The following is a 14,326-nucleotide window of genomic DNA, read 5'->3' as shown; positions in this document are numbered from 1 at the left end:
ATGACTGATCAGCCGCGCCGCCGACTCGTCCTCGCCTCCCAGTCCCCCGCCCGCCTCAATCTGCTCCGCCAGGCCGGGCTGGACCCCGAGGTCATCGTGAGCGGCGTCGACGAGGACGCCGTCAGCGCGCCCACCCCCGCCGACCTGGCGCTGGCCCTGGCCGAGGCGAAGGCCTCCGTCGTGGCGGCGAAGCCGGAGGTCAAGGGCGCGATCGTGATCGGCTGCGACTCGGTCCTCGACCTGGACGGCGAGGCCCTGGGCAAGCCGGCCGACGCCGAGGAGGCCACGGCCCGCTGGAAGTCGATGCGCGGCCGGGCGGGCACGCTGCAGACCGGCCACTGCGTCTACGACACCGTCACCGGCCGGTACACCTCCGCGACCGCCTCCACGGTCGTCCGCTTCGGCGAGCCGACCGACGAGGAGATCGCGGCGTACGTCGCCTCCGGCGAACCCCTCTACGTCGCCGGGGCGTTCACGCTCGACGGCCGCTCGGCCCCGTTCATCGACGGGATCGACGGCGACCACGGCAATGTGATCGGCATCAGCCTGCCGCTGGTGCGGCGGCTGCTCGGCCAACTGGGCATCGGCATCACGGAGTTGTGGGCGCCGGCGGAGGGCTGACCGGGGAGCCCCCGGCCGGGGAGCCGTCGTCGCCCCTGTCCCCGCCGGGGACGGCGTCGGTGGGTCCCGCGGGCGCGGCCTGGGCGTCGTACGTCATGAGCAGCAGCACTATCAGCCCGAGTACGACCATCATGAACACGAACGCCGTCGGGCCCACCAGACCCCAGGTGACGGCGCCCAGCAGCCCGTGCGCCACGGCCGCGCTGATCAGCAGGATGCGGCCGAGGCCGGCCGGGGCGCGGTTGCGCAGGGCCACGAGCAGGGCGACCAGGCCGCAGAACGCGAAGTAGGCGCCGAAGACCAGGCCGCCGATCTTCGAGGACATCGACATCACGTCCGGGTCCAGGCCCGCCAGGGACATGTGCTGACCGTCGACGACATTCCCGAGGAGCCAGTTCAGCCCCGCGATGCCGAGCGCCTCGACGAAGAGCACGAGTGCCAACACCCACGCCACCGATCTGCGCACCACCGGCCCCCACCCACTTTCGACCGCCGTCCGAGCCGGACGCCGTTACCTCTAGTACGTACGAGACATCGCGAACGCTACTAACGGGTAAACCCCCGGACAAGGGTTCGGGCGGGAGCAAAGAATCATTGGGCCATTCGTAGGGATTCCACAAAGAAACCAAGTGGCCCGCAGCACGTGATGACAGAGACCTTGACCACAGCGGAGGGCTAGGGTTTTCCGGGAGAGACCTGCGTGCCGAGGCGCGACATGGGATTTCGCGGGGAGAGCGAGTCCGGAGTCACGCTCCGTGTGGGCAAGCTCACCACCGGGGACGGGTCGATGTTGCGTGTCGGCAGTCCCTAAACTCGGCTTGTTTCAAGGAGGGAGCCTCAATCGTGCGCAAGGTGCTCATCGCCAACCGTGGCGAAATCGCTGTCCGCGTGGCCCGGGCCTGCCGGGACGCCGGGATCGCGAGCGTGGCCGTCTACGCGGACCCGGATCGGGACGCATTGCATGTCCGCGCCGCGGATGAGGCGTTCGCCCTGGGCGGTGACACACCGGCCACCAGCTACCTGGACATCGACAAGGTCCTCAAGGCAGCCCGGGAGTCCGGCGCGGACGCCATCCACCCCGGCTACGGCTTCCTCTCGGAGAACGCCGACTTCGCCCAGGCGGTCCTGGACGCCGGTCTGATCTGGATCGGCCCGCCGCCGCAGGCCATCCGCGACCTGGGTGACAAGGTCGCCGCCCGGCACATCGCCCAGCGCGCCGGCGCACCCCTGGTCGCGGGCACGCCCGACCCGGTCTCCGGCGCCGACGAGGTCGTCGCCTTCGCCGAGGAGCACGGCCTGCCGATCGCGATCAAGGCGGCGTTCGGCGGTGGCGGACGCGGCCTGAAGGTCGCCCGCACCCTCGAAGAGGTGCCCGAGCTGTACGAGTCGGCGGTGCGCGAGGCGGTCGCCGCGTTCGGCCGCGGCGAGTGTTTCGTCGAGCGCTACCTCGACAAGCCCCGCCACGTGGAGACGCAGTGCCTGGCCGACCAGCACGGCAACGTGGTCGTGGTCTCCACCCGTGACTGCTCGCTGCAGCGCCGCCACCAGAAGCTCGTGGAGGAGGCCCCGGCGCCCTTCCTCTCCGAGGCGCAGGTGGCCGAGCTGTACTCGTCCTCCAAGGCGATCCTGAAGGAGGCCGGCTACGTCGGCGCCGGCACGGTCGAGTTCCTCGTCGGCCTGGACGGCACGATCTCCTTCCTGGAGGTCAACACCCGCCTCCAGGTCGAGCACCCGGTCACCGAGGAGGTGGCCGGCATCGACCTGGTGCGCGAGATGTTCCGCATCGCCGACGGCCAGGAACTCGGCTACGACGACCCGCCGCTGCGCGGCCACTCCTTCGAGTTCCGCATCAACGGCGAGGACCCGGGCCGCAACTTCCTGCCCGCCCCCGGCACGGTGACCACCTTCGACGCGCCCACCGGCCCCGGTGTCCGCCTGGACGCGGGCGTCGAGTCCGGGTCGGTGATCGGCCCGGCCTGGGACTCCCTGCTGGCCAAGCTGATCGTCACCGGCGCCACCCGTGAGCAGGCCCTGCAGCGCGCGGCCCGGGCGCTGGCCGAGTTCCAGGTCGAGGGCATGGCCACCGCCATCCCGTTCCACCGCGCGGTGGTGAAGGACCCGGCGTTCGCGCCCGAACTCACCGGCAGCGAGGACCCCTTCACGGTCCACACCCGCTGGATCGAGACCGAGTTCGTCAACGACATCAAGCCCTTCGCGGCCCCCGCCGACACCGAGGCGGACGAGGACCCGGACCGCGAGACGATCGTCGTCGAGGTCGGCGGCAAGCGCCTGGAGGTCTCCCTCCCGTCCTCCCTCGGCATGACGCTGGCCCGCACCGGCCTCGCCGCCGGGGCCAAGCCCAAGCGCCGCGCGGCGAAGAAGTCCGGCCCCGCGGCCTCCGGCGACACCCTCGCCTCCCCGATGCAGGGCACCATCGTCAAGGTGGCCGTCGAGGAGGGCCAGGAGGTCAAGGAAGGCGACCTGATCGTCGTCCTCGAAGCGATGAAGATGGAACAGCCCCTGAACGCGCACAAGTCCGGCACCGTAAAGGGCCTGTCCGCCGAGGTCGGCGCGTCCCTCACCTCCGGTGCGGCCATCTGCGAGATCAAGGACTGACCGTACGACGACTTCCGTACGACATCCCGGGGCGCCCGGCGGACTGCAGCAGTGGTCCGCCGGGCGCCCCGTTTTCGGCTCGGTGGCATCCTGGAGACACGCCGAGGGCGTGAGAGAGGGCAGGTGGGAGCCATGGTGGGCGCGACCTCACACGAGGCTGCGGAGCACGAGCACGCGGCGGCGACGCCGGCCCAGCCGCGCGCCATGCGTGCGGACGCCCGCCGCAACCACGACCGCCTGCTCACCGAGGCGCGCTCCGCCTTCGCCGAGCACGGCACCGACGCCTCCCTGGAGGACGTGGCCCGTCGGGCGGGCGTGGGCATCGGCACCCTCTACCGCCACTTCCCCAACCGCGACGCCCTGTTGAGCGCCGTCTTCGAGGAGGCGGTCGGCGACCTCCTGACCCGCTCCCGCGAACTCCTGCACGCCCCCGAGCCCTGCGCGGCCCTGGTGAAGTGGCTGCGCGAGATGGTCACCCACGCCGGCGAGTACCGCGGCCTGGCCCGCTCCCTGATGTCCGTCTCCTACGACACCACCTCGGCCCTGTCCCGCTGCAGCGGCCCGATCCGCGAGGCGGGCGGCGCACTGCTGGCACGCGCACAGGAGTCGGGGGCGGTACGGGAAGACGTGGCAATCGGCGACCTCCTCCAACTCACCCACGCGATCGCGCTGGCGGCGGAGGAGACACCGGGGGATCCGGAGTTGGCCGACCGGTTGCTGATGCTGACGTTGCGGGGCCTGAAAGCAGGCTGAGCAGCAGCCAACCCAGGGGCGCGGGGAACTGCGCGACCAGCCACACACCACCCGCACGCGCATGACAACACAAACCCCTACGGCGAGCAGGCGACCCTAACGCCGTCGCAGATCCGCAACCCGGGCCCGCTCCCGCTCGCCCCCCGGATCCCCAAGTACCGTGGCGGCGCTCCGCAACCCCGGCCCACCCCCCGGAGGGGCTTGTCCCCTCCGTGGCCCCGGCAACGCAGGCCGCTGTTGACGCCGAGCCGGGACCTCCTCACCCCCCGGGTTCCCGCTCGCCCCCGCCACGGCGATCTGCACCCCTTGGTCGGCGAGAGCCTGCAACTCGGTGTGGGCACGGTCGTCATGGCCCGGCGGCTCGTCGGTGACCAGCCGCGTGATGACATCCGTAGGCACCGTCTGGAACATCGTGTCCGTGCCGAGCTTGGTGTGATCGGCGAGGACGACGACCTCCGCGGCCGCCTGGACGAGCGCCCGGTCGACGGACGCCGAGAGCATGTTGGACGTGGACAGCCCACGCTCGGCGGTGAGACCGCTCCCGGAGATGAAGGCCCGCGACACCCGCAGCCCCTGCAGGGACTGCTCGGCACCGCTGCCCACCAAGGCGTAGTTGGAGCCGCGGAGCGTACCGCCGGTCATCACGACCTCGACCCGGTTGGCATGGGCCAACGCCTGTGCCACCAGAAGGGAGTTGGTGACGACGGTCAGACCGGGGACGCGGGCGAGCCGGCGGGCCAGCTCCTGCGTGGTGGTGCCCGCCCCGACGACGATCGCCTCGCCCTCTTCCACGAAATTCGCGGCGAGGTCGGCGATGGCCGTCTTCTCGGCGGTCGCGAGATGTGACTTCTGCGGAAAGCCGGACTCCCGCGTGAACCCGCCCGGCAATACCGCACCGCCATGCCGGCGGTCGAGGAGTCCTTCTGCCTCCAGTGCGCGCACGTCCCGCCGTACGGTCACTTCGGAGGTCTGGACGACGCGGGCGAGCTCACGGAGCGACACGGCCCCGTTCGCTCGCACCATTTCGAGGATCAATTGGCGACGTTCTGCAGCGAACACGAAACTGACAGTAACCCCAACGACCGTCTGGTTTCAGCAGTTTGCGCCGAATAACAGAAGTTGTTCGTACGCGAGGGCAAGAAGTGGTATAGAGCCTAGTCCCGCCGCCTATGCCGTACGCATGCTCGACAACTCCCTGTGACCAGCGAGGAGTTGGTTCCGGCCGTCAGAGTTCGCCGCCGGATTTCCGCGTGTGCAACTGCCGTGCCACCTCGGCGATCGACCCCGAAAGGGAGGGGTACACGGTGAAGGCGTTCGCGATCTGTTCGACCGTCAGATTGTTGTCGACCGCGATCGAGATCGGATGGATCAGTTCCGAGGCGCGCGGCGACACGACCACTCCGCCGACCACGATGCCGGTGCCCGGACGGCAGAAGATCTTGACGAAGCCGTCCCGGATGCCCTGCATCTTGGCGCGCGGGTTGCGCAGCAGCGGCAGCTTGACGACCCGGGCGTCGATCTTGCCCGCGTCCACGTCCGCCTGGGAGTAGCCGACGGTGGCGATCTCGGGGTCGGTGAAGACGTTGGAGGACACGGTCTTCAGGTTCAGCGGGGCCACGGCATCGCCCAGGAAGTGGTACATGGCGATACGTCCCTGCATGGCGGCGACGGACGCGAGCGCAAACACGCCGGTCACGTCACCGGCCGCGTACACACCCGGCGCGGTCGTCCTGGACACCTTGTCGGTCCAGATGTGCCCGGACTCGCGCAGCTTGACGCCGGCCTCCTCCAGGCCCATGCCCTCGGAGTTCGGGATGGCACCGACGGCCATCAGGCAGTGGGAGCCGCTGATGACGCGCCCGTCGGCGAGGGTGACCTCGACCCGGTCGCCGACCCGCTTGGCGGCGGCGGCGCGCGAGCGGGCCATGACGTTCATGCCGCGGCGCCGGAAGACGTCCTCCAGGACGGCGGCGGCGTCCGGGTCCTCACCCGGCAGCACGCGGTCCCGGGACGAGACGAGGGTGACCCGCGACCCCAGCGCCTGGTAGGCACCGGCGAACTCGGCGCCGGTGACACCCGAGCCGACCACGATGAGCTCCTCGGGCAGCTCGTTGAGGTCGTAGACCTGGGTCCAGTTGAGGATGCGCTCGCCGTCGGGCTGGGCGTCGGGCAGCTCGCGCGGGTGACCGCCGGTGGCGATGAGGACGGCGTCGGCGGTGAGGGTCTCCTCGGTGCCGTCGGCGGCACGGACGACGACCTTGCGCGAGCCGTCGAGGCCCTGCATGCCCTCCAGCCGGCCGCGGCCGCGCAGGACCCGGGCGCCGGCGCGGGTGACGGAGGCGGTGATGTCGTGGGACTGGGCGAGCGCGAGCCGTTTGACACGCCGGTTGACCTTGCCCAGGTCGACGCCGACGACCCGGGCGGGCGTGTCGACGTGCGGGGTGTCGTCGGCGACGATGATGCCGAGTTCCTCGTACGACGAATCGAAGGTGGTCATCACCTCGGCCGTAGCGATAAGAGTCTTCGACGGCACGCAGTCGGTGAGCACCGACGCCCCGCCCAGACCGTCGCAGTCGACGACGGTCACCTCCGCGCCGAGCTGGGCGGCCACCAGGGCCGCCTCGTATCCGCCGGGTCCGCCACCGATGATCACGATCCGAGTCACGTACTCCATTGTCCCGCACGCCTCACGGTGGTACTGCCTGGGGGCCCGCCCGAGACACCACTGTTACGGGAGGGGCGAGCGATTGTGCTGCCGTACCCTCTCTGCATGTCGCTCTACGCCGCGTACGCCGGCAATCTCGACGCGCGGCTGATGACCCGCCGCGCCCCCCACTCGCCGCTGCGCGCCACCGGCTGGCTGAACGGGTGGCGACTGACGTTCGGGGGCGAGCAGCTCGGCTGGGACGGCGCGCTGGCGACGCTCGTCGAGGAGCCGGGCGAGCAGGTCTTCGTCGCGCTGTACGACATCGCCCCGATGGACGAGGAGTCCCTGGACCGCTGGGAGGGCGTCGGTCTCGGGATATACCGCAGGCTCCGGGTGCGGGTGCACACACTGGAGGGCGAGGAGCCGGCGTGGGTGTTCGTGCTGAACGCCTACGAGGGCGGGCTGCCGTCGGCCCGCTATCTGGGCGAGGTGGCGGACGCGGCGGAGTCGGCGGGGGCGCCGCACGACTATGTGATGGAGCTGCGGAAGCGGCCCTGTTGACGGTTGACGGTCGCCGACTTCGCCCCGCCGACCTCATCTCCCCCTCCCGCTTCACCCCTGCCTCACCCGCCTCTCCCGTCACACCTTCGTTGGAAACGACAAGACAACGATCGCCATCCCGTGAGCTCTGTCATCTACGCGCGTAGGCCCAAACCGGCTACCCTCAGTCGCGTGAACGCATCTCTTCTTCCGGACGACATCCAGGGCGACCCCCATGCCGCCGCCGACGCCGCCGCCGCGCGCCTGCGCGAACTCACGGGCGCCGAGACCCACGACGTCGCCCTCGTGATGGGCTCCGGCTGGGCTCCGGCCGTGGACGCCCTCGGCGCACCCGAGGCCGAGTTCCAGGTCACCGAGCTGCCCGGGTTCCCCCCGCCGGCGGTGGAAGGGCACGGCGGCAAGATCCGTTCCTACCGGATCGGAAACAAGCGCGCGCTCGTGTTCCTGGGCCGCACGCACTTCTACGAGGGCCGTGGTGTGGCCGCCGTCGCGCATGGCGTCCGTACGGCGGTGGCGGCCGGCTGCAAGACGGTCGTCCTCACCAACGGCTGCGGCGGTCTGCGCGAGGGCATGCGCCCCGGCCAGCCGGTCCTGATCAGCGACCACATCAACCTCACGGCGACGTCGCCGATCATCGGCGCGAACTTCGTCGACCTGACGGACCTGTACTCGCCGCGTCTGCGTGCCCTGTGCAAGGAGATCGACGCCACGCTGGAGGAGGGTGTCTACGCCCAGTTCCCCGGCCCGCACTACGAGACGCCGGCGGAGATCCGGATGGCCCGGGTGATCGGTGCGGACCTGGTGGGCATGTCGACGGTGCTCGAAGCGATCGCGGCGCGTGAGGCGGGGGCGGAGGTGCTGGGCATCTCCCTGGTGACGAACCTCGCCGCGGGGATGACGGGCGAGCCCCTCAACCACGAGGAGGTCCTGCAGGCCGGGCGCGACTCGGCTACGCAGATGGGGTCGCTGCTGGCGCAGGTGCTGGGGCGGTTGTAGGAGTTTTTCGCCCCCGCCGCCCCTACCCGTCCCGTCCCTGGGGGCTGCCGCCCCCAGACCCCCGCTTCGGCCCTGAAGGGGCCTCGTCCTCAAACGCCGGACGGGCTGAACTACTCAGCCCCTCCGGCGTTTGAGGAGCGGGGTCTGGGGCGGAGCCCCAGAAGGACGGGACGGGTAGGGGCGGCGGGGGCGAAATGACCGGCGGTAACCACGGTGCAGGGCCCCCAAAATCGACCCTGACCTGCACCGACGTATCCCGCCAAGCCCCAGTGGCAGCGGCCCCGTACCATGGGGTAAGGCCGTGGCACGTTCAGCCCGGCAGGGCCCGCGTAACACAGACGTACGCGAGAGCCGTCCTCACCACTCCGGGAGTACGCCACACCATGGCCACGCGCCACGACATCCGCAACGTCGCCATCGTCGCCCACGTCGACCACGGCAAGACCACCATCGTGGACGGCATGCTGAAGCAGGCCGGCGCCTTCGCCGCGCATCAGCTCGAAGGCGTCGACGACCGCATGATGGACTCGAACGACCTGGAGCGTGAGAAGGGCATCACGATCCTGGCCAAGAACACGGCGGTGAAGTACCACCCGAAGGACGGGGGGGACGTCATCACCATCAACATCATCGACACCCCCGGCCACGCCGACTTCGGTGGCGAGGTGGAGCGCGGTCTGTCGATGGTCGACGGTGTCGTGCTCCTCGTCGACGCCTCCGAGGGCCCGCTGCCGCAGACCCGCTTCGTGCTGCGCAAGGCGCTGCAGCAGCGCCTGCCCGTCATCCTGTGCATCAACAAGACGGACCGTCCGGACTCCCGGATCGACGAGGTGGTCAACGAGACCTACGACCTCTTCCTCGACCTGGACGCCGACGAGGAGCAGATCGAGTTCCCGATCGTCTACGCCTGTGGCCGTGACGGCATCGCCTCGCTGACCAAGCCGGAGAACGGCACGGTCCCGGCCGACTCGACCAGCCTGGAGCCGTTCTTCTCCACGATCCTCCAGCACATCCCGGCCCCGACCTACGACGAGGAGGCCCCGCTCCAGGCGCACGTCACCAACCTGGACGCGGACAACTTCCTCGGCCGTATCGCGCTGCTCCGCGTCGAGCAGGGCGAACTGCGCAAGGGCCAGACCGTCGCCTGGATCAAGCGTGACGGCACCGTCGGCAACGTCCGCATCAGCGAGCTGATGATGACCGAGGCGCTGACCCGCAAGCCCGCCGAGAAGGCCGGCCCCGGTGACATCTGTGCCGTCGCCGGTATCCCGGACATCATGATCGGTGAGACCCTCGCCGACACTGAGAACCCGATTCCGCTGCCACTGATCACGGTCGACGAGCCCGCGATCTCCATGACCATCGGCACCAACACCTCGCCGCTGGTCGGCCGTGGCGGCACCGGTAAGGGCGCCGACAACAAGGCGGCCGTCAAGGACCGCAAGGTCACCGCCCGCCAGGTCAAGGACCGCCTGGACCGCGAGCTGATCGGTAACGTCTCGCTGCGCGTCCTCGACACCGAGCGCCCGGACGCCTGGGAGGTGCAGGGCCGTGGTGAGCTGGCGCTGGCCATCCTGGTCGAGCAGATGCGCCGCGAGGGCTTCGAGCTGACCATCGGCAAGCCGCAGGTGGTGACCAAGGACGTCGACGGCAAGGTCTACGAGCCCGTCGAGCGCATGACCATCGACGTCCCCGAGGAGCACATGGGCGCGGTCACGCAGCTCATGGGCGTCCGCAAGGGCCGTATGGACAACATGTCCAACCACGGCTCCGGCTGGGTCCGTATGGAGTTCGTCGTGCCGTCCCGCGGTCTCATCGGGTTCCGGACCGAGTTCCTGACCCAGACCCGCGGCACCGGCATCGGCCACTCCATCCACGAGGGCTTCGAGCCCTGGTTCGGCACCCTGCAGACCCGTAACAACGGGTCGCTGGTCGCCGACCGCTCCGGTGCCGTCACCGCGTTCGCGATGACCAACCTCCAGGAGCGCGGCGTGCTGTTCACGGACCCGGGCACCGAGGTGTACGAGGGCATGATCGTCGGCGAGAACTCGCGCTCCGACGACATGGACGTGAACATCACCAAGGAGAAGAAGCTCACGAACATGCGGTCCTCCTCGGCCGACTCGTTCGAGGCGATCGTGCCGCCCCGCAAGCTCTCCCTGGAGCAGTCCCTGGAGTTCTGCCGCGACGACGAGTGCGTCGAGGTGACCCCGGAGGCGGTCCGTATCCGCAAGGTGAACCTGGACGCCCGCGAGCGCGCCCGCGCCGCGAGCCGCGCCAAGCACGGCTGACCCTCACCGCCGCAGACGGCACCGGGCGCCCCACTGAGGGGTGCCCGGTGCCGTTTTGCACAAGATGGGGGTGACTGACGTGAAGGGCTCTCCAACGGGACGTAGGGAAAACCCTTTGATTCGTTGTGAGGCCCCGTTCGGCAGGTCGGATCCCATTAACCTGCCCGAAAGCAACGTGCCAACTTGCTCGGGAGCAGCGCGCCGAACGGTCGGGGCACCCAAGCACCGACGGTATGCGCTCGGCAACTGTTTTTCCGGCGCAGGACGTCCGGTATTCGGACGCAACCCCCCGATAGATGTGTAACAAGTCCGTTTCGCAGCGATCTCTCCTCAAACCCTTTGTCCGGATTTTGGAAGACCTGGCCCCTATCTGTGATCGAACCGAGACCTCGAGACTGTGGTTCGTCCCCTGGCCGATAGCAGATAGTTAGGCGCGTAGAGCTCGGATAAACGGGTTACGCGCTGACGGGGCGCGGACTTGCGAGCGTGGGGGCACCAGACCAACTCCGGCACCGGCGACGGGGCCTGGAGGTGTCGTGTGCTCCCCTTTGCGGTGAACCAGCGGATTCATGAGGAGGAACCCATGCGAGGTGCCACAAGCGCCATATGGGTCGCGTCGTCCCGGATGGCAGATGTAGGCCCCGCAGGCGTGCTGAGTCCCGATTCGGCGGTTGCGGTCGCGGCCAGGCGCCGCGAACTCCCCTGACGGTCCGTTCCGTCGGCCGGTCGGTTCCGATCGCGAGCCAGGGTTCCTCAGGGGCCCGCCCCCAACCGTTGTTCTCCTCGCGCGCTGCGAAAGACGTACGCCGTGCGAAGGTCGTCGACCACTGTGCAGTCCCGACGATCTCCAACATCTGTGAAATGGACGAATCATGACGAGTCCAATCGAGCTCGAGGGTGCCGAAACCCCTTCTCTCGTGGACAAGGAGAGCGCCCCGCAGGAAGGCGCCAAGGAGTCGAAGAAGCTTGCGGGACGCAGCCCCGGGCAGTTGATGTGGGGCCGCTTCAAGCGCGACCGCACCGGTGTGATCTCCGCCTTCGTCGTCCTGTTCTTCTTCGTCATCGCCGCCGCGGCGCCGCTGATCGCGAAGGTGTACGGCAAGGACCCGTACACGCTCTACGGGCAGGAGCGGCCCGAACTCCTGGACATGTTCACCATGCCGGCGGGGCCCGCCGGTGGCATGAACGGGGAGTTCTGGTTCGGCATCGAACCGGGCCTGGGCCGGGACGTCTTCACCCTGCTGCTGTACGGCATCCGGACCTCGCTGTTCACGGCGCTGGCCGCGACGGTGCTGATGACCGTGGTGGGTGTGTTGATCGGCCTCGCGGGAGGCTACTTCGGCGGGAAGTCCGACTACTGGCTCGGCCGGATCACCGACTTCTTCATGGCGCTGCCCAACCAGCTCTTCTTCGTCGCCGCGATGCCCGTCATCACCACGGTGTTCGTCGCTCCGGACGAGGAGACGCCCACCTATGTGCGCACAGCCGCGATCATCATCGTCCTGTCCTTCCTGGGCTGGATGAGCATGGCGCGACTGATCCGGGCCGCCACGCTGTCCCTGCGTGACCGGGAGTTCATCGAGGCGGCGCGGATCTCCGGGGCCTCGCCCTGGCGGATCATCCGCAAGGAGCTGTTGCCCAACATCGTCACCCCGGTGCTGGTGCAGGCCACGCTCACGCTGCCGAGCACCATCCTCAGCATCGCCTTCCTCTCCTTCGTGGGCGTGGGATACGTCGAACCCACCCCGGACTGGGGGCGGATGTTCGCCATCGGCGCGAACATCATCGAGCAGGACCCGTACTTCATGCTCTTCCCCGGCGTGGCCATGGTGGTCTTCGTCGTGGCCTTCAACCTTCTCGGTGACTCGGTACGGGATGCCTTCGATCCCAAGACGGGCCGCTGAGGGTCCCCCCACTCACGGGCAGGCCACGCTCTTGCCCACGTCGGCTTCGGTCCCCACGGCCCGGCTCCGGCCAGCTACCAGTAGCGCTACTACTCACAGGCAGGTGGATTCCACTCCATGAGCATCTTCCGTAACCGCACCACCACAGCCGCGCTTGTCGCGGTTGCCGCCGGAGCACTGACCCTCACCGCGTGCGGCGGCGGCAGCGGCAGCTCGGCGAAGGACAACAGCAAGAGCAAGGAGGACGCCAAGTCGCAGTCCAAGCCGGTGCAGATCGGCGATGCGAAGGCGTCCACCGGCCCCGCTGCCGAGGTCCCCGGTGCCAAGTCGGGCGGCACTGCGAACGTTTACCAGGAGGCGGACTTCTCCCACCTGGACCCGGGCCAGATCTATGTCTCGGACGGAAAGCTGCTCAGCCGCCTCATCTTCCGCGGTCTCACCCAGTACAACGAGGACGACCAGGGCAACCTGACCGTCGTGGGAGACCTCGCCACCGACGCGGGCAAGGTCTCCGACGGCGGCAAGACCTGGACGTACACCCTGAAGGACAACCTGAAGGACGAGAACGGCAACCCGATCAACGCGGCGGACATCCGCCACACGGTCGAGCGCCTGTACGCGAACTACATCACCGACGGCCCGACCTACCTGCAGCAGTGGCTGTCCGGCGCCGGCACCACCTACCGCAAGGCCTACGCAGGTCCGGACAAGGGCAAGCACCTGCCGGACAACGTCCTGGAGACGCCGGACGACAAGACGATCGTCTTCCACTTCAAGGACGCGCAGCCCGACCTCCCGCAGATGCTGACCATGCCCGGTTACAGCGTCGTCCCGGAGGAGACGGACACCAAGGAGAAGTACGACAACGACCCGGTCGCGCTCGGCCCGTACAAGATCGCCGACTTCAAGCCGGGCAAGTCGATGAAGCTCGTCAAGAACACCGAGTGGGACCCGAAGTCCGACTCGGTGCGCCACCAGTACGTCGACGGCTTCAACATCGAGATGAACCACGACGACGAGGACCAGACCAAGACCCTCCTCGCCGACCAGGGCGACGCCAAGAACACGATGATGTTCACGGGTCAGGTCGCCACCACGCAGCTGCAGGCCGTCGTGGGCGACAAGAACGCCATGAAGAACCGCACGATCCAGGGCTACGCGCCCTACGTGTGGCAGCTCAACTTCAACATGGACCGCGTCACGGACAAGAAGCTCCGTGACGCCATCACGCTGGCCCTGCCGGCCTCCTCGGTCTTCAAGGCCGACGGTGGCGCCTACGGCGGTGAGACCGCCAACTCGCTGATGTCGCCCACCACTCCGGGCTACGACGAGAAGTACGACCCGTTCAACCGGGCCAAGAAGCCCAACGGTGACATCGCGGCCGCCAAGAAGCTGATCGAGGAAGGCGGCTTCAAGGGCAAGAAGCTCGTCTACGCCTACGGCAACACGCCGGTCCGTCAGCAGCAGGCCGTCCTGATCGCCGACGCGCTGGAGAAGATCGGCCTCGACATCCAGAAGAAGGAGATCGACTCCGCCACCTGGTACGAGCAGATCGGCAAGGTCAAGAACGGCTACGACCTGTACATGACCGGCTGGGGCCAGGACTGGCCGTCCGCGTCCACGGTCTTCCCGCCGCTGTACGACGGGACGCAGATCCAGGACGGCGCGTCGAACTACTCGCACATCAATGACGAGCACGTCAACTCCGAGATCGCCCGCATCGTGAAGATCACGGACACCGCCCAGGCCACCAAGGCGTGGGACGCGCTGAACAAGTACATCACCGAGAAGGTCAACCCGGCCGCCCCGATCTACTACACCAAGGTCTTCCAGATCTTCGGTTCGAACATCGGCGGCATCCGCTACAGCTCGGACTCGAGCTACGTGGACGTCACCCGGGTCTTCCTGAAGAAGTAACCGGCTTCGTCGGCAAACCG

General features: G+C 68.7%; 11 protein-coding genes. 8 read left to right on the top strand and 3 right to left on the bottom strand.

Features of this window, described 5'->3' with window-relative positions:
* Positions 1-621: a Maf family protein gene (locus tag ACIA8X_RS12420; protein ID WP_393448363.1), complete on the top strand. Its 621-nt coding sequence runs from the start codon at positions 1-3 to the stop codon at positions 619-621.
* Here the strand turns inward: ACIA8X_RS12420 and ACIA8X_RS12415 are convergent.
* The gene (locus ACIA8X_RS12415) at positions 590-1,090 is read right to left on the bottom strand and encodes a hypothetical protein (RefSeq protein ID WP_393448365.1); all 501 of its coding nucleotides are present in this window, start codon (positions 1,088-1,090) and stop codon (positions 590-592) included. The two genes, ACIA8X_RS12420 and ACIA8X_RS12415, sit on opposite strands and share 32 nt — an antisense overlap.
* Positions 1,091-1,464: 374 nt before the next feature.
* Here ACIA8X_RS12415 and ACIA8X_RS12410 point away from each other — a divergent pair, with 374 nt between their 5' ends.
* Complete coding sequence (locus tag ACIA8X_RS12410; RefSeq protein WP_393448367.1) at positions 1,465-3,237, top strand: acetyl/propionyl/methylcrotonyl-CoA carboxylase subunit alpha; 1,773 nt, start codon at positions 1,465-1,467, stop codon at positions 3,235-3,237.
* Positions 3,238-3,369: 132 nt separating this feature from the next.
* The gene (locus ACIA8X_RS12405) at positions 3,370-3,990 is read left to right on the top strand and encodes a TetR/AcrR family transcriptional regulator (RefSeq protein WP_393448369.1); all 621 of its coding nucleotides are present in this window, start codon (positions 3,370-3,372) and stop codon (positions 3,988-3,990) included.
* A gap of 96 nt (positions 3,991-4,086) precedes the next feature.
* Here the strand turns inward: ACIA8X_RS12405 and ACIA8X_RS12400 are convergent, their stop codons facing one another.
* Positions 4,087-5,049, bottom strand: a complete 963-nt coding sequence (locus ACIA8X_RS12400) for a DeoR/GlpR family DNA-binding transcription regulator (RefSeq protein WP_393448371.1) — start codon at positions 5,047-5,049, stop codon at positions 4,087-4,089.
* 166 nt (positions 5,050-5,215) lie between these two features.
* Entirely contained in the window at positions 5,216-6,664 is a 1,449-nt protein-coding gene (locus tag ACIA8X_RS12395) for an NAD(P)H-quinone dehydrogenase (protein ID WP_093905047.1), read from the bottom strand.
* Positions 6,665-6,760: 96 nt separating this feature from the next.
* Here ACIA8X_RS12395 and ACIA8X_RS12390 point away from each other — a divergent pair, with 96 nt between their 5' ends.
* From ACIA8X_RS12390 to ACIA8X_RS12370, 5 genes are all read left to right on the top strand, one after another.
* On the top strand, positions 6,761-7,198 hold the full coding sequence (locus ACIA8X_RS12390) for a gamma-glutamylcyclotransferase (RefSeq protein ID WP_093905048.1): 438 nt from the start codon (positions 6,761-6,763) through the stop codon (positions 7,196-7,198).
* 171 nt (positions 7,199-7,369) lie between these two features.
* Positions 7,370-8,194 (top strand): purine-nucleoside phosphorylase, encoded by an 825-nt coding sequence (locus ACIA8X_RS12385; protein WP_393448374.1) that lies wholly within the window; start codon positions 7,370-7,372, stop codon positions 8,192-8,194.
* A gap of 383 nt (positions 8,195-8,577) precedes the next feature.
* Positions 8,578-10,485, top strand: coding sequence for a translational GTPase TypA (typA, locus tag ACIA8X_RS12380; protein WP_393461831.1), 1,908 nt, complete (start codon positions 8,578-8,580; stop codon positions 10,483-10,485).
* An 872-nt stretch (positions 10,486-11,357) separates the two neighbouring features.
* Positions 11,358-12,389 (top strand): ABC transporter permease, encoded by a 1,032-nt coding sequence (locus tag ACIA8X_RS12375; RefSeq protein WP_393461833.1) that lies wholly within the window; start codon positions 11,358-11,360, stop codon positions 12,387-12,389.
* 117 nt (positions 12,390-12,506) lie between these two features.
* Positions 12,507-14,306, top strand: coding sequence for an ABC transporter substrate-binding protein (locus tag ACIA8X_RS12370; protein ID WP_393461835.1), 1,800 nt, complete (start codon positions 12,507-12,509; stop codon positions 14,304-14,306).
* Positions 14,307-14,326 lie beyond the last annotated feature (20 nt).

The sequence above is a fragment of the Streptomyces sp. NPDC051738 genome (assembly GCF_044453205.1).
In the GTDB taxonomy this organism is placed as follows: domain Bacteria; phylum Actinomycetota; class Actinomycetes; order Streptomycetales; family Streptomycetaceae; genus Streptomyces.
This window is presented reverse-complemented; position numbering and strand designations above follow the sequence as displayed.